Below are 22,230 nucleotides of genomic sequence, written 5' to 3' on the forward strand. Positions count from 1 at the left end.
GCCACCCCACTGCCGTGCCCCTGGGAGCTTGCTGCACCCTGACTATGCTCGGTAGCCATGGCGACCGTCTTCACCAAGATCATCAACGGGGAGCTCCCCGGCCGTTTCGTCTACCAGGACGACGAGGTGGTGGCGTTCCTGACCATCGAACCCATGACGCCGGGCCACACCTTGGTGGTGCCGCGCGCCGAGGTGGACAACTGGCAGGACCTGGACCCCGAGCTGTTCGGCAAGGTGATGTCGGTGTCCCAGCTCATCGGCAAGGCGGTGACCACGGCGTTCGACGCCGACCGAGCCGGCGTCATCATCGCCGGGCTGGAGGTGCCGCATCTGCACGTGCACGTGTTCCCGGCCCGCAACCTCAGCGATTTCGGATTCGCCAACGTGGACCGCAACCCGTCACCGGAATCGCTCGACGATGCCCAGGCCCGGATCAAGGCGGCGCTGACTCAGCTCACCTGAACGGCGTCCGGCGCGGGCAAGGCCGCAGGGACGGCTTCTGTGCTGATCTCGGCGATGCGCGGCAGGTTGACCCGGAACCGGCAGCCGTGTCCGGGAGCGGTTTGCACCGACACGGTTCCGCCGTGGGCGTAGACCAGAGAATCGACGATGGACAGCCCCAGTCCGGTGCCACCGCTGGCCCGCGTGCGGGACGAGTCCGCCCGATAGAACCGTTCGAAGACGCGTTGGGCATCCTCACTGCTCATCCCCGGGCCCTCGTCGCAGACCTCCAGCACCGCATGATCGCCCTCGGTGCCGACCCGAACCGTGATACCAGCGGATTCCGGGGTGTGCTGCAGGGCGTTGGCCACCAGGTTGCTCAGCACCTGGCGGAGCCGGGCGTCGTCGCCGAGCACCTCCGGCGTGCCCGGACCGTCGAACACCTCCATCCGGATGTGCCGGGCGGGAGCCACCGACTGCGCATCGTGCACGGCATCGCTGGCCAGTGCCAACAGGTCCACCCGGTTGCGTTCCAACGGTCGCTGGACGTCGAGGCGGGCCAGCAGCAGCAGGTCTTCGACCAGCAGGCCCATCCGGCGGGCCTCGCTCTCGATACGGCCCATCAGCATGTCCACGTCGCGGGCCGCGCCCTGGCGGTACAGCTCGGCGTAACCGCGGATGGTGGTCAACGGAGTGCGCAGTTCGTGGCTGGCGTCGGTGATGAAGCGGCGCATCCGCTCCTCGGAACGGCGCGCCTGCTCGGCGGAGGCGTCCGAGGAGGCCACCGCGCGTTGGATCTGGGCCAGCATGCCGTTCAGTGCCAGCGACAGCCGACCCACCTCGGTTCGTGGATCACGTTGCGGTACACGGCGATCCAGCTCGCCTGCGGCAATGGCAGCGGCGGTCTGCTCGACCTCCACCAGCGGGCGCAGGCTGCGATGCACCACGGCGAAGCCGGCCACGCCGAGCACCAACAGCACGGCCACGCCGATCCCGACCTGGGCGTAGATGAGCGCGCGCACCGTGGACTGCACTTCCGACAGGTCGATCGCCACGGTGGTCAGCTCGCCGTGCGGGCCGCGGACCGTCATGGCACGCCACTCGACGCGGGATCCGTCGACCGATCCGACGGTCACCGGCACCGGGCCGACGTTGTTGTCGTCGGGCAGGTCGGGTTCGGCGTCGCGATCGTTGACCGCCATCCAGATGTGGCCGTCGGGTCCGATCCCCCGGACGTAGAAGTTCGACGGTGGTCGGGCCGGATTCGGATCTTCGGTGGGCTGCGTCGGCATCCGGCGGGGAGCCTGCGCCCAGCTGCGGGACGCGTCCAGCAGCGTCTGGTCGATCCGGTCCACCTCGGTGTGCGACATGATCGAGGTGACGGCGACGCCGGAGGCGAGCAAGCCGAATGCCACCAGCACCAAGGTCGCGGCCACCAGGCCAACCCGCAGCGGCACCCCGCGCCGGGGATTGTCGGTCATGTACTCATTGTTGGCCGGAATCGCCCGGCCGTCCGGCTGTTCCGGAATCGTCGGCGCGATCAGCGCGGCTCGCGCAGCACGTAACCGACCCCGCGCAGCGTGTGCAGCAGCCGCTTCTCCCCGGTGTCGATCTTGCGCCGCAGGTAGGACACGTAGGACTCGACGACGTTGACGTCACCGCCGAAGTCGTAGCGCCACACGTGGTCGAGGATCTTCGGCTTGGACAGCACGGTGCCGGCGTTGATGATGAAGTAGCGCAGCAGGGTGAACTCGGTCGGCGACAGTGAGACCGGTTCGCCGGCCTTCCACACCTCGTGGGTGTCCTCGTCGAGTTCGATATCGGCGAAGGTCAGCCGGGCATTGCGCGGTTCCTCGATACCCCGTCCGGTGCGCCGCAGGATGACCCGCAGCCGGGCCACCACCTCTTCCAGGCTGAACGGCTTGGTGACGTAGTCGTCACCCCCCAGAGTCAGCCCGGCGATCTTGTCCTGCAGGGTGTCCCGCGCGGTGAGGAACAGCGCCGGGGCGTCGATACCGTCGGCCCGCAGCCGGCGCAGCACCCCGAAGCCGTCCATGCCGGGCATCATCACGTCGAGGATCACCGCGTCCGGCTTGACCTCCCGCGCCTTGTCCAGGGCGGCCGGTCCGTTGGACGCGGTGTGCACCTCGAAACCTTGGAACTTCAGACTCACCGAGAGCAGCTCGACGATATTCACCTCGTCGTCCACCACGAGGATCCGCGCTTCGGGAATGCTTTCAGGTACCGCCGCAATTGCCATACAGCTACTGTCCACCCGCCGTTTGGACTCAACCTGCATACCGACTGTGAGATTCCTGTGAACCTGGGAATCTGATGTGAGGGTAACCCCTGGACTGGCCGCGCGGCCCCCGCGCCCGCACCTAGACTGGCGCCATGAACCTCGGCAACACCGTCGTGCAGTTTGCCACGGCTCCGGTCCGCCTCGGACTCGCCGTTGCCGACCTGGGCCTGAGCATAGCGGGTGGGACGCTCAAGACGGTCCAGCGTTCGCTGAACGACCCGGCCGCGATGAGCGGCGGGGGCACCTCGTTCGCCGGCATGCTCGGCCTGGAGGACGCGGTGGACCGGGCCAACCGGCTGGCTCGGTTGATGGACGACGACGCCCCGCTGGGGCGGGCGCTGGCACCGGACGGGCCACTCAACCAGCTGCTCCGGCCGGGCGGCATGGTCGACCAACTCACCGCGCCCGGCGGCCTCCTGGACCGGCTCACCGCCGAGAACGGCCCGGTGGCCCGCGCGCTGGCCAAGGACGGCCTGATCGATCAGGTCACCGCCGAGGGCGGGCTGATGGACCGGTTGACCGCCGACGGCGGCGTGGTGTCGCGGGTGATCGCCCCGGGCGGCCTGGCCGACCGGTTGCTCGCCGAGGACGGCGTGGTGGAGCGCGCGTTACGCCAGGACGGCGTCGCCGACCAACTGCTGGCCGAGAACGGACCGGTGGGCCGCGCCCTGGCACCCGGCGGGCTGGTCGAGCAGGTCACCGCCGAGGGCGGGCTGATCGACCGGCTCACCACCGACAGCGGAGCCCTGTCCCGCGTCATCGCCCCCGGCGGCCTGGCCGACCAGCTGCTCGCCGACAACGGTCTCATCGAACGGGTGCTGCGTGAGGACGGGGTGGCCGACAAGCTGCTGGCCGAGGGCGGCCTGCTCGACACGCTGACCGACCCGGACGGCCCCCTGCTCAAACTGGCCGACGTCGCCGACACCCTGAACCGGCTGACACCGGGGCTGGAAGCGCTCACCCCCACCATCGACGCTTTGCACGAGGCGGTCATCACGCTGAGTCAGGTGGTGAACCCGTTGAGCAATATCGCCGGCCGGATCCCCCTGCCGCGGCAGCGTGGCCGGCGTGCCACGCCTCGGCCGGTCACCTCGCAACGGGTCATCGAGCACGAGGATTGACCCGCTAAGCTGTGCGACGTACCAACGCCTCCTTAGCTCAGTGGTAGAGCAACATACTTGTAATATGTAGGTCATCGGTTCAATCCCGATAGGGGGCTCCACACGGCATCCGACTTGTCGGTGCCTGCCCGTAGTTTGACCTCATGAACCTCTGCCGGGGTTGCGGCGCACCACTTTTCAAACGCAGCCAGAAGATCTACTGCGGCAATGCGTGCCAGGCACTCGTCCGCCGCACGAACAGCACAAAGTTATGGCTCGACTCCGGGGACGCGAAGGTTCGTGGTCACCAGGGCCACTACATCCGCGCCTACCTCGCCGAAGCCCAATCGGGCTGCTGCGCGATCTGCGGCGGGGCGAGCACCTGGCAAGGGCTGCCTCTGGTCCTGGTCTTGGACCACATCGACGGCAATGCCACCAACAATCGCCGGGAGAACCTCCGCCTGGTGTGCCCGAACTGCGATTCGCAACTGCCCACCTACAAGAGCCGCAACCGCGGCAACGGCCGCAGCTACCGCAGGCAGCGTTACGCCGACGGGCTGTCGTACTAGCGGTAGTCGATCACGATGCGGCCGTCGATCTGGCCGGCCTCCATCCGGGCGAACACGTCGTTGATGTCCTCCAGCCGCGCGGTGTGCACGGTGGGGTGGATCAAGCCACGGGCGTAGAAGTCCAGGGCCTCGGCCATGTCCTGGCGGGTGCCGACGATCGATCCGCGAATGGTCAGGCCCTTGAGCACGATGTCGAAGATCGGGGCCGGGAATTCGCCGGGAGGTAGCCCGATGAACACGATCGTGCCGCCGCGGCGCGCCAGCCCGATCGCCTGCCCGAAGGCCTGCGGATGCACCGCGGTGACCAACACGCCGTGCACCCCGCCGGTGGCCCTCTGCACCTCGGCGACGACATCGGCGGTGCGGGCGTTGACAACCACCTCGGCGCCGAGGCGGGTGGCCAGCGCGAGCTTCGTGTCGTCGACGTCCACCGCGACCACCCGCAGCCCCATCGCGCGCGCATACTGCACCGCGATGTGACCCAACCCGCCGATACCCGAGATGGCCACCCACTGACCGGGCCGGGTATCGGTGACCTTGAGGCCCTTGTAGACGGTGACCCCGGCGCACAGGATGGGGGCGACCTCGACCGGGTCGGCACCCTCGGGGATGCGTGCCGCGTGGGCGGCCTCGACCAGCATGAACGAGCCGAAGCTGCCGTTGACGGTGTAGCCGCCGTTGCGTTGGCTCTCGCAGAGGGTTTCCCACCCGGTACGGCAGTACTCGCAGCGGCCGCACGCCGACCAGAGCCAGGCGTTACCGACCTTGTCACCGACCTTCAGGTCGTCGACGCCGTCACCGAGCGCGACGACGGTGCCGCACCCCTCATGCCCGGGAACAAAGGGAGGCGTCGGCTTGACGGGCCAATCACCATGTGCGGCATGTAAATCCGTGTGGCACACGCCGGAGGTTTCGAGCTTGACCAGTACCTCGCCGTAGCCGGGGGTGGGCACATCGAGCTGTTCCACCCGCAGTGGCTCGCCGAAGCCGGTGACGACGGCGGCATGCATGACATTGGTGGTGGTCGAGTCGGCAGGACTGTGCAAGGTGCTGGTCATGAGGAGATTCCACTCCGGAAAACGATCAGCCAGTAGGGTCTTTGGGCCCCGATCGGTAGCCAAAGGCCGCTCAGCGCAAGGAGTCGCCCAGCCGGCCGCCGAGTTCTTCGTCGGCCTGCCGGTACGCCGCCGCCGCGGCCGTCAAACTGCTTGCGTACGTGGTCAATCCACTGTGCAGAGTGTCTGCCGCCGAGTCGAGCGCCTCGGCGGCGAATCGACTGGCCGCACCCGAGGCCATACCGGTCATCCCGTCGGCCGCCCCGGCCAGCGCGGTGCCGATATCGAGACTCGCCACGGCCGCTGCCACCTGCGACTGCGCCGCCGCGGCGGCCAGCAGGGCCGCAGGATCGACATGCAGGGGTGCGGTCATGCGGTCCAGTCTAAGGTCGGCGTGGGGCACCGGGTCGCACCTCTTCCCGGCGCCGGACAAGGAGGAACCGTCATGGCCGAGGCCGCATTCTGGGTCGCGTGGGGACTACCGACACGGGGTCGCGAGACCAACGCGTTGGGGCTGCTGAAGAAGTCCCGCGACTACCTGCAACAAGCAGCACAGGATGGCCGGATCGAGCGATTCGAGACGGTGATCCTCCGACCGCAGAGCCCCGAACTGGGTGGCTTCTTCCTGATCCAGGGCAGCACCGGCCAGATCGACACGCTGCGCCGCGATGCCGACTTCGAGACCTGGGTCAACCAGGTACAGCTGGTTGCCGATCGGGTTGCTGCGGTGGACGCCTGGGTGGATGCCGGGATCGACGAGGCGATCGGGCTCTACGAGGACGCGCTGCGCGAAGCCGGATTGAGCAACTGAGACGTTCGGCGTAACAAATACCGTCGCCGCTGCGACTATGGAGGGGGTTGCACAAACGGGTTGACCCGAACCGGGTGATCGACGGAGGACGCACGCATGCGCGCAGCAGCACACATCGGTCGGGTCGGCGGCTTGGCGGTGGCCCTAGGCGTGGGCACGGCGATCGCGACGGGTCACGGAATCGCTGCGGCCGACGACACCGGCACCTCCGGTACCTCATCCACCGGCGCCCAGTCCTCAGGCGGTACCGCGACCGGCGGCGCCAAGGCCGATACCACCACTTCCGGCACCACGACTTCCGGCACTAAGACTTCGGGCACCACGACTTCCGGCACTAAGACTTCGGGCACCACGACTTCCGGCACTAAGACTTCGGGCACCACCACTTCCGGCACCACGACTTCGGGCACCACGACCGGCAGCGCCAAGACCGACGCCAAAGCCACCGACACCAAATCCAGCACCACGCAGGTCAACGCCCAGACCAATACCGGCACGTCAACCACACCGGACACCGAGACCAAACCGGACACCGAAACCAAACCAGACATCGAGACCAAGCCCGAGGCCGACTCCGACCCCGAATCTCCGGAGCCGGAGAAGGAGACGCCGAAACCGGCCAAACCCAAGAAGGACGCCCGCCCCGAAACCAAGGGCGCCACCGAGAACAAGACGACCGCCGAGAACAAGACCACCAAGGCAACCGCCGCCGTAACCCCCTCGGCTACCGAAGTAAAGACGGCCACGGCGGCGACCGCGGCGGTGTCGGCCACGGTTCAACCTGCCGCCTCGGTCGCCGTGTTCGCCGACGCCCGGTCGCTTGCGGCGGCCACGACATCCGCGACATCCACGTCGGTCGCGAAGGCGCCCGTGTCGATCCCGGACGTTTTACGCAAACCGGTCACCACCGTCCTCAAGGCGGTATCCGGTGTCCTGGACTGGGCGCTGAGTTTCGCACCGAACTCGCCGGCGCAGCCTGTGCTGGGCTGGACGCTGCTGGCCTTCGCCCGCCGTGAAGTGGAAAACCTCCTGACCGCGATCAACCCGAAGAGCGCGGCGGCCACCGGCGGCGTCGCCACCGATACCACCAGCCTGGCACTGGCCGCGGCCGCGATGAACCCGCGCCCGGGCTTCCCCTACCCCGGCCAGCAGCTGAGCCCGTCGACCAGCTTCGTCGACTGGGTCACCGGCAACTTCGCCCCGAACGACACCTACACCCGGTTCGGCATCTGGGGCACCGACGTCGGCACCATGTGGGACAACGGGATTGCCGACGACCCGAGCACCCCCATCAACGAACACCAGGTCCTCATCGCCTTCGGCGACACCTTCGGTGGCCCCAACATGACCGGCACCTGGCGCCTCAACACGCTGTTCCGCAGCTCCGACACCGACCTGTCCAACGGGATGAGCATTCCGAACGGCCAATGGCTCAACGGCAACATGTTCGGCGGCTCACCGTTGTGGGGCGAGACCTATTCCCGCCAGATCATCCTGCCCGAACGGCTGCCGGCCGGGCTGCCCACCGGCGTGACGTTGATCCCCACCGCCGGGATCTCGGTGCCCACCCCCGGCACGAAATACGGTGCGACACAGTACCTCAGCTTCATGTCCGTCAAACAGTGGGGCGCCGCGGGACAGTGGACCACCAACTACTCGGCAATCGCCTACTCCGAGGACAACGGCGAGAACTGGTACATCGCCCCCAAGAGCGTCCGCACCAATTTCGGCGGCAACGCCAAGTTCCAGCAGGCCGCGCTGCTGCGTCCCGGCGACGGTTACGTCTACTCCTACGGCACCCCGAACGGCAGGCAGGGGTCGGCCTACGTGTCGCGGGTGCTGGAGAAGGACATCCTCGACGCCAGCAAGTACGAGTTCTACAGCAAGGGCAGCAAGGGCGGACTCTTCGGAATCGGCGCTTACTCCGCCGGTTGGTACAAGAACGATCCGTCCAAGGCCAGCCCGGTCTTCGGCCAGGAGAAGGGGGCCTGCGGCATCGGGAAACCCGGCAACCAGGTCAGTGAGATGTCGGTGCAGTACAACCAGACACTGAACAAGTACGTGGTGCTGCATGCCGACCAGTTCAACAACATCATCCTGCGCACGGCGGACAGCCCCGAGGGCACCTGGTCGGCCCCCACGGTGCTGATGACCCAGCAGAACGGCGGCATCTACGCCCCGATGCTGCACCCGTGGTCACCGTCCACCGTCGGCACGGGCACCGATCTGTACTGGAACCTGTCGCTGTGGAGTCAGTACAACGTGATGTTGATGAAGACCGACCTGACCAAGCTGTGACCGTGCTGACGCGGCTGCTCGCCCTGTTTGCCACGGCACTGGCCGCCCCGGCCGTCGCGTGGGCCGATCCCGTTGCGCCGCAACAGGACTCCCCGTGCACACCGGATCTCAGCGGTGCCGCCACGCTGCCGTACGGAATGTCCCTGCCGCTGGTGTGCCAGGACGCGCACTGGCAGGCCGTCACCGCACCCGGGGATCCCAACGATCGCTGGGTCAGCTTCGGGCCGCCCATCGCCCTGCACGGCGAAGGCCTGCGAAACCCCAATCTGAGCTCCGGCGCGTGGACGGCGACGCCACTGGACCCGCAAGCCCAGTGCGCCGCCACCCAGCACACTGTCGTCAGCGCCGGGGTCGTCGGCCCGCCCGTCATCACGAAAGGCGAACCTGGCCAGTCGCTTTCATTCCAGGTACTGCCCAGCCTGTTCGACATCACGATGACCGGGCACTGTCTCTGGACCCGTACCGACTAAGGGCACACCGTGACGTAGCCCAACGGACCCGTCACGCACGGCAGGTACACCCCCGGCCCAGGCCCGTAGTCCCAGCCGCGGTGGCGGCCGTTGTCCCAACGCCAGTCGTCACCGTGGCCGTGTCCCCAACCGGGGTCCTCGGCGAACGGGGCCGCGGCGGCCGTCGCGGTACCCACCCCCAACGCGCCCATTCCCAATGCGCCGACGATCGCCGCCCCCGTGGCGAACTTGCGCAGCCCGTTCATCACAACCTCCAACACCATCGCTCATCGGTCGAACACCCCGACCCACCCATAACCGACGCCCCGCGGAGCAGCGAAATTCCCGGTGCGCAGGACTCGCCACCTCAGCCCACCCCCCTAGACTCCACACCGTGCGTGAGGTTCTCGATGACCTGATGGCCATCTGGCGATCCGGTGGCACCGCCGGGCTGGCCACGGTGGTGCGCACGATCAGGTCCGCGCCGCGCCCGGCCGGCGCCGCCCTGGTGGTCGCCCCCGATGGCAGCGTGTCCGGATCGGTCTCGGGTGGCTGCGTCGAAGGTGCCGTGTACGAACTGGCCACCGAGGTGGTCGGCGCCGGACTGCCGGCATTGCAGCGCTACGGAATCAGTGACGACGATGCCTTCGCCGTCGGCCTGACCTGCGGCGGTCTGCTCGACGTGTTCGTCGAACCGTTGTCGCAGAACACCTTTCCCGAACTCGATGTGGTCGCCGCGGCGATCGGAGCGCACCGGCCGATCGCGGTGGCCACGGTGATCGCCCACCCCGACCGGGCCCGGCTGGGTCGGCGGCTGATCGTCGACCCGGACCGGCATCTGGGCACGCTGGGGTCAGAACGCGCCGACGCGGCGGTCGTCGACGACGCCCGCGGCCTGCTGGTGGCCGGCCGTACCGCGGTGCTGTCCTACGGCCCCGACGGCGAGCGCCTCGACGAGAGCTCCGGCGTGACCGATACCGGCATGGAGGTTTTCGTCGCCAGTTACGCGCCCAGGCCGCGCATGCTCATCATCGGCGCGATCGACTTCGCCGCCGCCCTGGCCCAGCAGGCCGCCTTCCTCGGCTACCGCGTCACGGTGTGCGATGCCCGTCCGGTGTTCGCCACCCCGGCCCGCTTTCCCGCGGCCGATCAGGTGGTGGTCGACTGGCCGGACCGGTTTCTGCGCGGGCAACAGGACCTCGGGGAGATCGACGGCCGTACCGCGATCTGTGTGCTCACCCACGACCCCAAATTCGATGTGCCCGCCCTCGCGGTGGCGCTGCGGCTACCGCAGGTCGGGTACGTGGGCGCGATGGGATCGCGGCGCACCCACCTGGACCGATTGGCCAGGCTCGGCGAAGCCGGACTGACCGAGACCGACCTGGACCGCCTGTCCAGCCCGATCGGACTGGATCTGGGCGCCCGAACCCCCGAGGAGACGGCGGTCTCCATCGTGGCCGAGATCATCGCGCGACGCTGGGGCGGCGGTGGCCGCCCGCTGACCGCCGTCGACGGCCGAATCCACCACGAACTGGCCGCCCACCCGCCGGTGCCCAGCGACGACGTGCGGTAACGCCGGCGCTGCCGTCAGCGATACTCCCCGTGACATTGGCAAACGGGATGGGACGACCGATGACGATCAAGCGCACCCTGGCCGCGGCGGTGCTCGCTGCGGGCGCCATGACCGCCCTGTCGGCACCGGCGATGGCCGACGACAGCACCGATCAGCAGTTCTTGACGGCGCTGGACCAGCTCAAGATCAAGGTGGGCAGCGACACCAAGGCGATCGGTATCGCGCACTCGGCCTGCGGGGTGCTGTTCCGCGGCAAGCCGCTGTCCTATGCGCTGTACAGCATCAAGAACCAGACCGACCTGTCCGACGATCAGGCCACCAAGTTCGGTGGCGCGGCCCTGCGCATGTACTGCCCCAGGTATCTGCCCTGATCAGGGGACGACACCGCGCAGGGCGTCTTCGCCGAAGACCGGGCCCAGCATCGAGGACATGTCCGGACCCCGTCGCAGGCAATGTCCGCCGTCGACGTTGAGCAGCTGACCGGTGATCCACGCGGCCGCATCGCTGAGCAGGAAGACGGCCGCGTTGGCAATGTCTGCCACCTCACCCGGACGCGGCAGCGGGGTACAGCTCGCGTAGTCGGCGCTGATCTCCGGAGAATCCAGGATGGGTGCCACCATCTCGGTCTTGATCAACCCCGGCCGGATGCTGTTCACCCGCACCCACGACGGGCCGAGTTCGTCGGCGGCCAACTGCAGCAGGTGGTCGAGCGCGGCCTTGCTCGGTCCGTAGGCCGCGAACCAGCGGTGGGTGTTGCTCGACGCGATCGACGAAATGCCGACGAAGGACCCGCCGCCGCCGCGCACCATCGCCCTGGCGCTGTGCTTGAGCACGTACATCGTGCCGTTGACGTTGAGGTCCACGGTCTGGCGCCAGAGTTCGGAATCCACCTGCGTCAGCGGGCCGATGGTCAAGGACCCACCGGCACAGTGCACGACGCCGTGCAGCCGCCCGGTCCACGCCGTGGCGGCGTCCACCACGCGGGCCACCTCGTCCTCGTCGGTGACATCGGCCGGTTCGTAGCGGACCCGATCCGCCCCGCCGGCGGCGGCGATCTCGTCGACCGCCGCGGCGAGCCGATCGGCGTTGCGCCCCACCAGCATTGCGTTGCCGCCGCTGGCGACCACCGCCGCGGCGACCCCCTTGCCGATACCGCTCCCACCGCCGGTTACCAGCACCGTACGATCCGCCAACGAAAGCTGCACCGCGATCCCTCCGTAGAGCGTGCGTATCAACGTGCGCGCCAGAACTGGAACACGTTCTCGTCATCGAACCATGCCGCCTGCGCGCCGTACAGCCATTCGCGGGTTCAGCCATACCACAGCTATCGTGCAGACCACTCACAGCATGACACCGGCGTCGGCTGAATTTCGTAGGCCTGCCAGGCATTTTCGCCCTCGTCAGCGTATTCTTGACTCAGGATCCACATCCGACCCTGCCCCCGCTCGGCCGGGAAGAACCGGCCAGCAAATCACAGAAAGCGTGACGCCATGGCGACATTCGCCTTTCCTGCCCGGCGACTGATCCTTGCCGGCGGCTTCGCCGCAGCGGTCTTCGCGGCACCCGCGCTCGCGACGTTCGCCCTCGAGGCGCCCGCCGGACCCGCCTTTGCCTCGTGCCCGTCCGGAGAATCCGAGGACACCTTCACCGGCTCGTGCACTCCCGAGCTGGTACCCAACTCGCCGGAATTCGGCAACACCTCGCCGGGTGGCCTGCCGTCCATCGACGGCGTCCCGTGCACCGGCGGCAACTCCGGCCAGTGCATCGGCCTGTCCGAGGATCAGCCGCAGTTCGTGGAGCCGCACACCAGCGTGAGCTCCAGCCCGTAGCGAAGTCGCTGGCACATCATCCGGCCGGGACGCCCCACGCGGGCGTCCCGGCCGCTTTGTGTCGTCGTTTGTTCCATCGGCCGCCTCGGTTCGAAACAAACTCCCAGGCAACTCATGGATCTCATGCAGATTTCTGTCAGCTTCCTTAGAATCTGTCCGACGTCTCGGTCAATAACTACAGAAAGCGTGACGATGGCGAGCTTCGAGTTTTCCGTTCCACGACTGATCCTTGCCGGCGGATTCGCGGTCGCGGTGACCGCCGCCCCGGTCGTCGCCGTCGTCACGACCCTCGGCCCGGTCGACCGCCCGGCGCTGGCCTGCGACTCCGGTGAAGAAGAAGACCTGTTCACGGGCACCTGCCTGCCGCACACCGTGCCGAACTCCCCGGCAGCGCCGTTCAACTCCATCCCGGGCAACCCCGATCTGCCGGCGATCAACGGCATCCCGTGCACCGGCCACAACTCGGGTCAATGCATCGGCCTGTCCGAGGACGCGACGCAGTTCCAGCAGCCGGAGACCAGCGTCAGCTCCAGCCCGTAAAAGCCCGGAACGGGCGGGTGACCCGGCCTGTCGCCGTGCGGTGTGCCGGGTCACCTAGAGTAGGAAGATGCCTGCAAAATCTGAGACCGCCGATATCGGCGAAGTCGAGCCGGTTGCCGACGACACCGCCAGTCAGGCGCGTCGCGTCGTGGCGGCGTACGCCACCGATGCCGACGAATGCCGGATGTTCCTGTCCATGCTGGGTATCGGTCCGGCGAAGCAAGAGGCGTAGGTGGTGGCCGGAGACGGAAATTTGACCGACTCCACACCCGTCGAGGGCACATCCGACTTCGTCGTGGTCGCCAATCGGCTCCCCATCGACCAAGTGCGCCTGCCCGACGGCACAACCACATGGAAGCGCAGTCCCGGCGGCCTGGTGACCGCGCTGGAGCCGTTGCTTCGCAAACAGCGCGGCGCCTGGATCGGCTGGCCGGGTGTCCCCGACAGTGACGAGGAACCGATCGTCCAGGAGGGGCTGCGGCTCTTCCCGGTGCGGCTGTCTGCCGAGGATGTCGCCGAGTATTACGAGGGCTTCTCCAATGCCACACTGTGGCCCCTCTACCACGACGTCATCGTCAAACCCGAGTACCGCCGCGAATGGTGGGAACGCTACGTCGACGTGAACCGGCGCTTCGCCGAAGCCACCTCCAAGGCGGCGGCACCCGGAGCCACTGTCTGGGTACAGGACTACCAGCTGCAACTCGTGCCGAAGATGTTGCGCATGTTGCGCCCGGACCTGACCATCGGGTTCTTCCTGCACATTCCGTTCCCCCCGGTCGAGCTGTTCATGCAGATGCCGTGGCGCACCGAGATCATCGAGGGGCTACTCGGGGCCGACCTGGTCGGCTTCCATTTGCCCGGCGGCGCGCAGAATTTCCTGATCCTGGCCAGACGGCTGGTCGGCGTGAACACCTCGCGCGGGACCGTCGGCGTGCGGTCTCGATTCGGCGAGGTGCAGGTGGGTTTCCGCACCGTCAAGGTCGGCGCCTTCCCCATCTCCATCGATTCCGCCGAACTCGACGCCAAGGCGCGTGACCGTGGAATTCGGCAGCGCGCCAAACAAATTCGATCCGAACTCGGAAACCCCCGCAAGATCATGCTCGGCGTCGACCGCCTCGACTACACCAAGGGCATCGACGTCCGGCTCAAGGCGTTCACCGATCTGCTCGCCGACAAGCGCGCGGATCGCACCGACACCGTGCTGGTCCAGCTAGCCACCCCGAGTCGTGAACGGGTGGAGAGTTATATCGAGATGCGCGAGGGCATCGAGCGCCAGGTGGGCCACATCAACGGTGAGTATGGCGAGGTCGGCAGGCCCGTGGTGCACTACCTGCACCGCCCCGTGCCGCGGGACGAACTCATCGCCTTCTTCGTCGCCGCCGACATCATGCTCGTCACCCCGCTGCGGGACGGGATGAACCTGGTGGCCAAGGAGTACGTGGCGTGCCGCAGCGATCTCGGCGGTGCCCTGGTGCTGTCCGAATTCACCGGCGCGGCAGCGGAATTGCGGCAGGCCTACCTGTGCAACCCGCACCACACCGACGGCGTGAAGGAAGCCATCGAGCAAGCGCTCACCCAGACGCCGGAAGAGGGCCGGCGCCGGATGCGAGCGCTGCGCCGTCAGGTGCTCGCACACGACGTGGATCGTTGGGCGCGCTCGTTCCTGGACGCGCTGGCCGCCAACAAGAACTGAGCGGTTACACCGGCTGGATGTAGTTGATCAGCCACTTTCCGTCGATTTTCCGGTAATCGACGCGGAGGCGGCTGCCGTCGTACACCGGCTGCTTCGACTTGTCGGTGACGGTGCGATTCATGAACACCAGCACCGACGCCGAATCACGTTGAGCGGCCAGCATTCCCGCGCCGACCACGTTGGCTTGGCTGACCACCTGGCGATCACGTGCCTGTGGAATGATGTCCTTGGCGGCACGGTCCTCGAACTCACGCCTGTAATCGGGGGTCAGCAGTGTCGCCGCTTCGGTCAGGCTGCGTTCCACCGTCTGATAGTCGTAACCGAAAACCTTCGGGATCTGCTCGGTGGCCAGCGCCGGCAGATCCGCGCTGGCGGATTGCACGGCCCGGTTCTGCGTGCGGTCCCAGTACAGTGCACCACCGACCGCGGACAGGCCGACCAGGCCCAGCGCGAAGACCAGCACCACGAGCGCAATGAGCTTGCCGCGCATCAGTTTCCACCCTCGGGGTACTTGAGGTCATATCCGGTCATGTGGCCGTTGTCGTCCTCGTGCACGACGACGCGCATGCGGTAGGCCTGCGACGGCTTGTTCACCCCGTCGAGGTCGGTCACCGTGACCCGCACCGCCACCAGCACCGCGGCATTACGCCCGACCTCATCGATCTTCTCCAGCGCGGCGCCGCTGACCACAGCCTCCGAACTGGCCTGGGTGTCACGGAAGATGGCCTTGAGGTTGTCGACGTTGTTGCCCTGGCTCATCATGTCGCGCAGCGGACCGCTGGTGCCGTCGACGAAGCGGTTCACACTCTCGTCGATATTGTTCTGGTTGTAGCTGAACATGTTCAGCACCGTCTGCTCCGCGGTGTCCACGAAGCGCTGCTGTCGCGCGATCGTCGCGTCGGCGTGGCGATGCTGGTCGAGAAGCACCAACACGGTGGTGACGAGTGCGGCAGCCGCCAGCACCGCAGCGATGGCCGACACCAGCGCCACTCGGCCCCGGTTGGGTTGGCGCCGCGGCAACGACACCGACTTCTTCGGCTTACCGGCTCGTGCGCCGCTGGGCGCGCTCACCACCACCGGATCAGGTGCCGGCGCCGGGGTGCCGCCCGCGGGTCCTGCCGCGCGCGAGGCACGCCGGCGGACCGGCTTCGGCTCGTCCGCCGAAACCTGTTCCTCAACCATCTAGACCTGCCTAAACCTGCTTGGGCGCCATCATCAAATCTACCCAGTTCTCCGCCGGTGAGAATTTGTCGGACCCGGAGGCGAACACTCCCGTGCCGCCCGACGGATCCGCGAACACACCGGTCCTCGGATCGTAGGTGGTGCTCGCCGGCGCACTGGCCTGGGGTTGCGGTGCCTCGGCGGGCAACGGCGGTGGTGGCGTGTCGGCAGGCGGTGCCCCCGCGGGCGGCGGCGGTGGCTGGCGTCCGTACGGCGGCACCACCTGATCCGGCGGTGCGTAGAACGTGCCCGGCGGCGCCGGCGGGTTGTCGTTGGGTGGTACCGGCAGCGGGAACGGCGCATTCGGCGCCGGACCCGGACCCGGCTGCACGCCGGGGGGCAGCTGCACCGCAGGTGGGCCTGGGTCGTAGTCGGCGCCGGGCGGGATGTTCGGGAACTTGTTGGGCGGCAGGATATTGCGGCCGTCCTCGACGGGAGTGCCGTACGGGACCGGCGGGCCGCGCCACGGGTTGCTCCCGATCGGCACGTAGCCGCGCGGATCACGGCACAGCTGGATGGTCGGCGCCCGCTTGCCGGGGAACTCCTGGCACGGGTAGTTACGGGCGCCGCGCACCACCGACGGATCGTTCTGCGCGGTCTTGCAGTACAGATCGTTGGGCAGATCCCGCAACGTCGTGTCGGCAGGCGAGCGAATCTGGGTGGGCGGCAGGAAGCCGGTCACACACGGCGGCGCGTCACCGAGGTCGACCTTGAAGTCCAGTTTGCCGCCTTCGTCGAAAGGCAGCCCGCCGCCGACGGTGTTCAGCGCGGCGATCAACGCCGGGAAGATGACCAGGGCCTGTTCGATCGACTTGTGGTAGATCACGCCGATCCGGCCGAAATCGGCCAGGTTGGCCGCCAGCATCGGGAAGGTCGGCCGGATACCGGCGAACGTGGTGTTGGCTTCGGCCACCGCACCGGGCACCGTCTTGAGCACCGAGCGCAACTGCGGATCGGCGTTGGCCACCTGGGTGGTCAGCCGGGCCAGGCCGTCGGCGGTCGACTTGATGTCCGCGCCGGCCTTGATCTGGGCGTCCAGGAACGGGCCGACCTGGTCGATGAGCTGGGTGGTCTGCCCGTAGTTCGCGTTGGCCTCGTCCACCAACAGCCGCGAGGACTGGATGAGCCGAGCCAGCTCGGGCCCGGCGCCGTTGAACGCCTTGAATGTTTCCTTCAACAGGTCCTGGATGCGGCTGTCCCCGATACTGCTCACCAGATCGTCGGCCTGCTTCAGCAGCCCAGCGATGTCCTGGCCGATCGCGGTGCGTTCGACGCCGATGTTGGACCCGTTGCGCAGCAGCGCCTTGGCAGCCCCGTTGCCGGGCGGCACCAGGTCGATGTACTGCTCGCCGACCGCCGAGACGCTCTTGACGGTGGCGGTCACGTTCTCGGGCACGTCGGTGTCGGTGTTGAGCCGCATCTGCGCCACGACACCGTCGTTGGTGAGCCCGACCGATTCGACCCGGCCGATCGTGACGCCGCGATAGGTCACGTTCGCGTTCGGGTACAGCCCGCCGCCTGCCACGAAATTCGCCGTGACGTTGTAGGTTCCGATCCCCAACGCTGCCGGCACGTGCAGATAGAACGCCGAGATCGCGGTCACCGTCAGCACGGTGACCACCGCGAAGATCGACAACTGAAGTCGCGTCAACCGGTCCAGCATTACGGCGTACCTCCGTGCTGGGTGGCCGTGCCCGGCGGGATCTTGAACGGATCGGCGGCCTGGCCGGACAGATTGGCCAGCGCGCCGGTCAGGAAGTCCGGCGGGTTGATGACCTCGTTCAGGTGCTTCATGTTCGGGTCGAAGAACGACGTGGTGAATATCGATTCGCCGAAACGCCGCACGGTGAGGTCGAACGTGACGAAGACGTTCAGATAGTCACCGCGCACCGCATTGCGCAGATACTTGTAGTGGAACGGGAAGGTGGGCAACAGCTCCAGGTCCACGATGACGTCGTCGACATTGTCGTTGAAGGCCTTGATGACCGGGAACAGGTCCTTCATATCCGCGGCGAAATCGGCTTTGGTCTCCGAGAGCACGCGCGCTCCCACCGTGGCGAACTTCTGCAGCGCGCGGAACGCGTCGACGATATTGGACCGGTTGTCGTTGAGCACCTTCAACGCATTGGGCAGCGTGTCGAGGGTCCGGCCCAGGTTGTCCTTGCTGCGGGCCAGCACCGATGCGAATCGGTTCAGCCCGTCGGCCGCGGCAATGATGTCGTTGGTCTGCTGGTCCAGTGACGCAGTCAGTTCAGCCAACCGGGGCAGCAGCTCGGCGAAGCTGCCGGTGCGGCCTGCGACGGCCGCATACGCCTCGTCGGTGATGTCCTGCAGCGCACCGAGATTGCCCTTGTTGACCACCACGCCCAACGAGGACAGCACTTCCTCGGTGGTCGGGTAGCGGCCGATGCTCCCGAGCGGGATGTTCGAGCCCTGCTTCAGCTTCCCGACGGCCTTGCCCTCCGGGGCTGCCAGTTGGACATGCTGGGAGCCCAGCAGCGAGGTCTGCGCGACGGTGGCGGTCGAGTTCTCCGGCAGGTTCACATCCCCGTCGAGCGACAGCTTGACCGCGGCGTAGAACGTACCGTCGGGCCGCTGCACGGCGTCGATCCCCGACACGCTGCCGACCGTCACGTCGTCGACCATCACCGGCGAATTCTGCGGAAGGGTCGCCACATCGGGCAGTTCCACGGTGATGGTGTACGAGCCGGGGCCGTGGCCTGCCGTACCCGGCATGTCCAGCGAGTTCAATCCGCCGAACGAACAGCCGGCCACCAGCAGCGCCCCCGAGCCCAGCGCGGTGGTGCGCAGCGTCGCCCTCCTCAACGCCTTCCTCGGGTGCCTCATCGGCCCGCCCCCTGAGGTGCCGCGGCCGGCGCGGGAGCACCCGCACCCATCGGCGGCGCCGGGGGCACCGGGCCCGCCGGCGAGATCTGTCCTGGGACGGCGGGCGGCGGCAGGATGAGGTCACTGAGGTTGCCGTCGGGACCGGTCGTCGATGGTATGACCCCGGGCGCCGGTTGCCATTGCAGATAGGACACTGGGGTCTGGGCCTTGGCCTCGGTGGCGGGCGTGTCGTAGATGATCTGCCCCTTGTACGCGGTGATGCTGTCGATCGGATGGAACAGCACCGGCGGGTAATTCATCGCGATGCGCTTGAACACCGGCCCCATCCGCTGCCGGCACAACTCGGCCCGCTTGTAGTTGTCCGCCGACGCGCCGACATCGAAGGTGCCGCCGCAGATGAACTGCACCGGATTGGCGAAGTTGGGCAGCGACAGCAACCCGCCGACGGTGCCCTGGGCCGGGTTGTAGATGTTGTAGAAGTTGGCCAGCCCGTTGGGCGTGACATGCAGGACCTGTTCGATGTCATCGCTGTGGTCGTTGAGGATCTGCGTGAAGTCGGCCAGCTTGCCCACCGAGTCGATCAACGACTTGTTCGAATCATGGAGCAGCCCTTTGACATCCACGAGTGCCTGGTTGAGCGCACCCAGGGTGGTGTCGAGATCGGCCGAACTGTCGGCCAGCACCTGGGACACCGATGCCACGTGATTGGTGAACTGCACGATCTGTTCGTTGCTGTTGGCCAAGGCATTGACCAGGACCTGCAGGTTACGCACCGTCCCGAACAGGTCGGTGCGCGAGTCGCCCAGCCGGCCCGCGGTCTGCGACAGCTCGCGCAGCGCCTGGCGGAACGAGTCACCATTGCCGTCGAAGGTGTCGGCCGCCTGGTTGACGGCGGCCACCAGCGGCCCCTGGACGCCGTTCTGTTTCGGGCCGAGCTGGGCCGACAGCGCGGTGAGCTGCTCCTTGACCTCGTCCCACTCGACCGGCACGCCGGTGCGGTCCAGACCGATCTCGGCGCCGTCGGCCAAGGTCTGGCCGCCGGTGAAGGCCGGGGTCAACTGGATGAAGCGGGCGGACACCAGGTTCGGCGCGATGATCAGAGCCCTGGCGTCGGCGGGAACCTTGACACCCGGATCCAAGGTCATCGTGACCTTCACATCCTCGGCCCGTGGCTGGATCGCGTCTATCCGCCCGACCGGCACCCCGACCACCCGGACATCGTCACCGGGGTAGAGCCCGACCGCGGTGGGGAAATAGGCGACCACCTTCTGCCCGCCGCGGCTGGGCCACACCACGTACACCCCGATGGCGAGCAGGGCCACCAACGCCACGGCGAGGGCAGCACGCAGCCAGGGTGCGCGCTTGGATGTCGAATCTGGTTGTGTCATGGCGATTTCGGCCTAATGATCAGGCGTTCGGAGATGTAGCCGCGCAGCATGTCCGCGAGGCTGTCGGGCAGCTTGCCGGGCTGGAAGTAGGTGTCCAGCAAGACTTCGGAGATCGTCGCCGGCGGCAGCCCGTAAAGGTTGATGTTGAAGCCCGGGCCGTTGCCGACCACCTCGGCCAGCGCCGTGGCGTAGCCCGGCAGGCGCTTGAGTGCCTCACCGATGTGTTCGCGCCGCTCCAGCAGGTTGTCCATCACGGCGTTGAGGCGGCGCAACAACGGCTCGAACTCACGCTTGTTGTCGGCGACGAACCCCGAAAGCTGATGGGACACATCGTCGATGCCGGCGATCAAGTTGTTCAGGGCCTGCCGGCGTTCGTCGAGGGCGGCGAACAACAGGTTGCCGTCGGTGACCAGTTTGTTCACCTGGTCGGCCCGCTGAGCCAGGGTGTCCGAGACATTCTTGGCGTGCCGAAGCAGTTCCTCCAGAGCCTGGTCACGCTTGTTGAGGCTGCGGCTCAGGCTGGCCACGCCGTCCAGCGCGCCACGCAGTTGGGGGGTGGCATCGCGCATGGTGTCGGTCAGGGTTTGCAGCGCCTGCTCGAACTTGGGCTTGTCCAGGGCGCTGACGTTGCCGCCGAGGTCCTGCAGCGCCGTGTTCAGCGTGTACGGCGTGGTGGTACGCCCCACCGGGATCACCGTCGAATCACCACTGCCCTTGGGTGTCACCGACAGCGATTTCTGCCCCAGCACGGTGTCCGTCTTGATGGCCACCAGACTCTGGTTGCCCACCTTGATATTGCGATCGACGGTGAAACCGACCTTTGCCTGGTCGCCGGCCAGGGCCACCGACGTCACCTTGCCGACCTTGATCCCGGAGACGGCGACGTCGTTACCCGGGGAGATGCCACCGGCGTCGGTGAAGTAGGCCTCGTAGTTGCGGCCCTGCGGCCACCATGGCAAGCCGGTGTAGCCGAAGGAGATGAGTACCAGGCAGACCACCACGAAGATGCCCAGGACCCCGGTCCGTAGCGGGTTGCTGCCCGTGGGACTAGCCATTGGCCGAGCACCTCCCCTTGGTCGGGTCCGGTGGACCACCGAACGGGATCAGGATGTCGCTGCCGGCCGGGCCGTTGATCTTCATCCGGATCGAGCAGTAGTAGATGTTGAAGAACGAACCGTAGGCGCCAAGGGCGTTGAGGCGTAGGTAATTCTCCGCGAGCGGTTCGATCACCTTGTTGACATCGGCCTTGCGTTCGTCGACCCGCTGCAGGAACGGCCGGGCGTTTTCGATGACGCCCTGTAGCGGTCGCCGGGAGGCCTGCAACATCTCGGTCAGGTCGTTCTCGGCCGAAGCCAGCGGTCCGATCGCCCCGGCGATCGGGTCGCGTCCCTCGGCCAGACCGGTGATGAGCTTCTGCAGTTCGTCGACGCTGGCATTGAACTGGGCGCCCTTCTCGTCGACGGTACCGAGCACGGTGTTCAGATTGGTGATCACGTCGCCGATGAGCTGGTCCCGGTTGGCCAGGTTCTGGCTGAACGAGCTGGTGTTGGCCAGCAGGTTCTGGATGGCGCCACCTTGGCCCTGCAGCAGCTCGATGACGGCATTGCTCACCTCGTTGACCTTGTCGCCGTCGAGCCCCTTGAGCACCGGCCGCAGACCGCCCAGCAGCGCGTCGAGATCAAGGGCGGGCTGGGTGTTCTCCCGCGCGATGGTCGCTCCGGGCGGTAGCTTGCGCAATTCGCCCGGGCCCGAGGCGATCTCCAGGTAACGGTCACCGACCAAGTTCTCGTAGCGCACCACCGCACGAGTCGACGTGTAGAGCTGGTAGCGCTTGTTGACGTCGAACGAAACATCGACACTGTTGTCGGGGTTGAGCTTGACCGCCTTCACGCTGCCCACCGGCACGCCGGCGATGCGGACGTCCTGCCCGGCCTTGAGCCGTGAGGCCTCGGCGAAGGTCGCGTGATAGTCGCTGCTGGAGGCGAACCGGAACTGGCCGAACACCACCACCAGGCCGGCGGCCACCAGCAGCATCGCCACCGTGAAGACGGCAACGTTGATCAGGGTTCGCCTCTCGCTACCCATTAGCAGCCCATGTTCTTCACGCAAGCGCT

The 22,230-nt window shown here is 67.3% G+C and carries 25 protein-coding genes and 1 tRNA gene; 13 read left to right on the plus strand and 13 right to left on the minus strand.

The features are described from left to right. Positions 1-57 precede the first annotated feature (57 nt). Positions 58-462: an HIT family protein gene (locus tag SBI67_RS02840; RefSeq protein ID WP_318979092.1), complete on the plus strand. Its 405-nt coding sequence runs from the start codon at positions 58-60 to the stop codon at positions 460-462. Here SBI67_RS02840 and SBI67_RS02845 read toward each other — a convergent pair. After that, positions 450-1,922, minus strand: a complete 1,473-nt coding sequence (locus tag SBI67_RS02845) for a sensor histidine kinase (protein ID WP_318979093.1) — start codon at positions 1,920-1,922, stop codon at positions 450-452. The genes SBI67_RS02840 and SBI67_RS02845 overlap by 13 nt on opposite strands. Before the next feature lie 59 nt (positions 1,923-1,981). Then, entirely contained in the window at positions 1,982-2,701 is a 720-nt protein-coding gene (locus SBI67_RS02850; protein ID WP_318979094.1) for a response regulator transcription factor, read from the minus strand. A gap of 134 nt (positions 2,702-2,835) precedes the next feature. Here SBI67_RS02850 and SBI67_RS02855 point away from each other — a divergent pair, with 134 nt between their 5' ends. The 3 genes from SBI67_RS02855 to SBI67_RS02865 all read left to right on the plus strand — a co-directional run bounded on the left by SBI67_RS02855 (position 2,836) and on the right by SBI67_RS02865 (position 4,412). Continuing rightward, entirely contained in the window at positions 2,836-3,864 is a 1,029-nt protein-coding gene (locus SBI67_RS02855; RefSeq protein WP_318979095.1) for a hypothetical protein, read from the plus strand. Positions 3,865-3,890: 26 nt separating this feature from the next. Then, positions 3,891-3,965, plus strand: a tRNA-Thr gene (locus tag SBI67_RS02860). A gap of 42 nt (positions 3,966-4,007) precedes the next feature. After that, positions 4,008-4,412 carry an HNH endonuclease gene (locus tag SBI67_RS02865; protein WP_318979096.1) on the plus strand — a complete coding sequence of 135 codons (405 nt, stop codon included), beginning with the start codon at positions 4,008-4,010 and terminating at the stop codon, positions 4,410-4,412. Here the strand turns inward: SBI67_RS02865 and adhP are convergent. Both adhP and SBI67_RS02875 read right to left on the minus strand, forming a co-directional pair. After that, on the minus strand, positions 4,409-5,470 hold the full coding sequence (gene adhP / locus SBI67_RS02870; protein ID WP_318979097.1) for an alcohol dehydrogenase AdhP: 1,062 nt from the start codon (positions 5,468-5,470) through the stop codon (positions 4,409-4,411). The genes SBI67_RS02865 and adhP overlap by 4 nt on opposite strands. A 70-nt stretch (positions 5,471-5,540) precedes the next feature. Then, positions 5,541-5,840: a type VII secretion target gene (locus SBI67_RS02875; RefSeq protein ID WP_318979098.1), complete on the minus strand. Its 300-nt coding sequence runs from the start codon at positions 5,838-5,840 to the stop codon at positions 5,541-5,543. Positions 5,841-5,912: 72 nt separating this feature from the next. Here SBI67_RS02875 and SBI67_RS02880 point away from each other — a divergent pair, with 72 nt between their 5' ends. The 3 genes from SBI67_RS02880 (at position 5,913) to SBI67_RS02890 (ending at position 9,046) form a co-directional block, all read left to right on the plus strand. Next, positions 5,913-6,278 (plus strand): hypothetical protein, encoded by a 366-nt coding sequence (locus tag SBI67_RS02880; RefSeq protein WP_318979099.1) that lies wholly within the window; start codon positions 5,913-5,915, stop codon positions 6,276-6,278. Positions 6,279-6,374: 96 nt separating this feature from the next. Beyond that, the gene (locus SBI67_RS02885) at positions 6,375-8,576 is read left to right on the plus strand and encodes a glycoside hydrolase family 183 protein (protein WP_318979100.1); all 2,202 of its coding nucleotides are present in this window, start codon (positions 6,375-6,377) and stop codon (positions 8,574-8,576) included. 2 nt (positions 8,577-8,578) lie between these two features. Beyond that, positions 8,579-9,046, plus strand: coding sequence for a hypothetical protein (locus tag SBI67_RS02890; protein ID WP_318979101.1), 468 nt, complete (start codon positions 8,579-8,581; stop codon positions 9,044-9,046). Here the strand turns inward: SBI67_RS02890 and SBI67_RS02895 are convergent. After that, complete coding sequence (locus tag SBI67_RS02895; protein ID WP_318979102.1) at positions 9,043-9,309, minus strand: hypothetical protein; 267 nt, start codon at positions 9,307-9,309, stop codon at positions 9,043-9,045. The two genes, SBI67_RS02890 and SBI67_RS02895, sit on opposite strands and share 4 nt — an antisense overlap. A 110-nt stretch (positions 9,310-9,419) precedes the next feature. Between SBI67_RS02895 and SBI67_RS02900 the strand changes: the two genes are divergently transcribed. Together SBI67_RS02900 and SBI67_RS02905 are read left to right on the plus strand one after the other, a co-directional pair. Beyond that, positions 9,420-10,598 (plus strand): XdhC family protein, encoded by a 1,179-nt coding sequence (locus tag SBI67_RS02900; RefSeq protein ID WP_318979103.1) that lies wholly within the window; start codon positions 9,420-9,422, stop codon positions 10,596-10,598. A gap of 59 nt (positions 10,599-10,657) precedes the next feature. After that, positions 10,658-10,969: a DUF732 domain-containing protein gene (locus SBI67_RS02905; RefSeq protein ID WP_318979104.1), complete on the plus strand. Its 312-nt coding sequence runs from the start codon at positions 10,658-10,660 to the stop codon at positions 10,967-10,969. Here the strand turns inward: SBI67_RS02905 and SBI67_RS02910 are convergent, their stop codons facing one another. Continuing rightward, positions 10,970-11,803: an SDR family oxidoreductase gene (locus SBI67_RS02910; protein WP_318979105.1), complete on the minus strand. Its 834-nt coding sequence runs from the start codon at positions 11,801-11,803 to the stop codon at positions 10,970-10,972. A gap of 285 nt (positions 11,804-12,088) precedes the next feature. Here SBI67_RS02910 and SBI67_RS02915 point away from each other — a divergent pair, with 285 nt between their 5' ends. The 4 genes from SBI67_RS02915 (at position 12,089) to SBI67_RS02930 (ending at position 14,660) form a co-directional block, all read left to right on the plus strand. Continuing rightward, positions 12,089-12,427, plus strand: a complete 339-nt coding sequence (locus tag SBI67_RS02915; RefSeq protein WP_266046798.1) for an intersectin-EH binding protein Ibp1 — start codon at positions 12,089-12,091, stop codon at positions 12,425-12,427. Positions 12,428-12,619: 192 nt separating this feature from the next. Next, positions 12,620-12,967: an intersectin-EH binding protein Ibp1 gene (locus tag SBI67_RS02920; protein WP_318979106.1), complete on the plus strand. Its 348-nt coding sequence runs from the start codon at positions 12,620-12,622 to the stop codon at positions 12,965-12,967. A gap of 67 nt (positions 12,968-13,034) precedes the next feature. Continuing rightward, on the plus strand, positions 13,035-13,199 hold the full coding sequence (locus tag SBI67_RS02925; RefSeq protein WP_109790107.1) for a hypothetical protein: 165 nt from the start codon (positions 13,035-13,037) through the stop codon (positions 13,197-13,199). A gap of 21 nt (positions 13,200-13,220) precedes the next feature. Continuing rightward, on the plus strand, positions 13,221-14,660 hold the full coding sequence (locus tag SBI67_RS02930) for an alpha,alpha-trehalose-phosphate synthase (UDP-forming) (protein WP_266046800.1): 1,440 nt from the start codon (positions 13,221-13,223) through the stop codon (positions 14,658-14,660). A gap of 4 nt (positions 14,661-14,664) precedes the next feature. Here the strand turns inward: SBI67_RS02930 and SBI67_RS02935 are convergent, their stop codons facing one another. The 7 genes from SBI67_RS02935 to SBI67_RS02965 are packed head-to-tail and all read right to left on the minus strand — an operon-like array spanning position 14,665 to position 22,201. Beyond that, positions 14,665-15,150: a mammalian cell entry protein gene (locus SBI67_RS02935; protein ID WP_318979107.1), complete on the minus strand. Its 486-nt coding sequence runs from the start codon at positions 15,148-15,150 to the stop codon at positions 14,665-14,667. Continuing rightward, positions 15,150-15,842 (minus strand): Rv1363c family protein, encoded by a 693-nt coding sequence (locus tag SBI67_RS02940; RefSeq protein ID WP_318979108.1) that lies wholly within the window; start codon positions 15,840-15,842, stop codon positions 15,150-15,152. Before SBI67_RS02940 ends, SBI67_RS02935 begins: the two co-directional genes overlap by 1 nt. Before the next feature lie 10 nt (positions 15,843-15,852). Further along, entirely contained in the window at positions 15,853-17,544 is a 1,692-nt protein-coding gene (locus tag SBI67_RS02945; protein ID WP_318979109.1) for an MCE family protein, read from the minus strand. Beyond that, positions 17,544-18,728: an MCE family protein gene (locus tag SBI67_RS02950; protein WP_318979110.1), complete on the minus strand. Its 1,185-nt coding sequence runs from the start codon at positions 18,726-18,728 to the stop codon at positions 17,544-17,546. Before SBI67_RS02950 ends, SBI67_RS02945 begins: the two co-directional genes overlap by 1 nt. Next, the gene (locus tag SBI67_RS02955) at positions 18,725-20,116 is read right to left on the minus strand and encodes an MCE family protein (protein ID WP_318979111.1); all 1,392 of its coding nucleotides are present in this window, start codon (positions 20,114-20,116) and stop codon (positions 18,725-18,727) included. Before SBI67_RS02955 ends, SBI67_RS02950 begins: the two co-directional genes overlap by 4 nt. Next, positions 20,113-21,171 carry an MCE family protein gene (locus tag SBI67_RS02960; protein ID WP_318979112.1) on the minus strand — a complete coding sequence of 353 codons (1,059 nt, stop codon included), beginning with the start codon at positions 21,169-21,171 and terminating at the stop codon, positions 20,113-20,115. Before SBI67_RS02960 ends, SBI67_RS02955 begins: the two co-directional genes overlap by 4 nt. Then, entirely contained in the window at positions 21,164-22,201 is a 1,038-nt protein-coding gene (locus SBI67_RS02965) for an MCE family protein (RefSeq protein ID WP_318979113.1), read from the minus strand. Before SBI67_RS02965 ends, SBI67_RS02960 begins: the two co-directional genes overlap by 8 nt. Positions 22,202-22,230 lie beyond the last annotated feature (29 nt).

Source organism: Mycolicibacterium chengduense (assembly GCF_033741155.1).
Lineage (GTDB): Bacteria > Actinomycetota > Actinomycetes > Mycobacteriales > Mycobacteriaceae > Mycobacterium.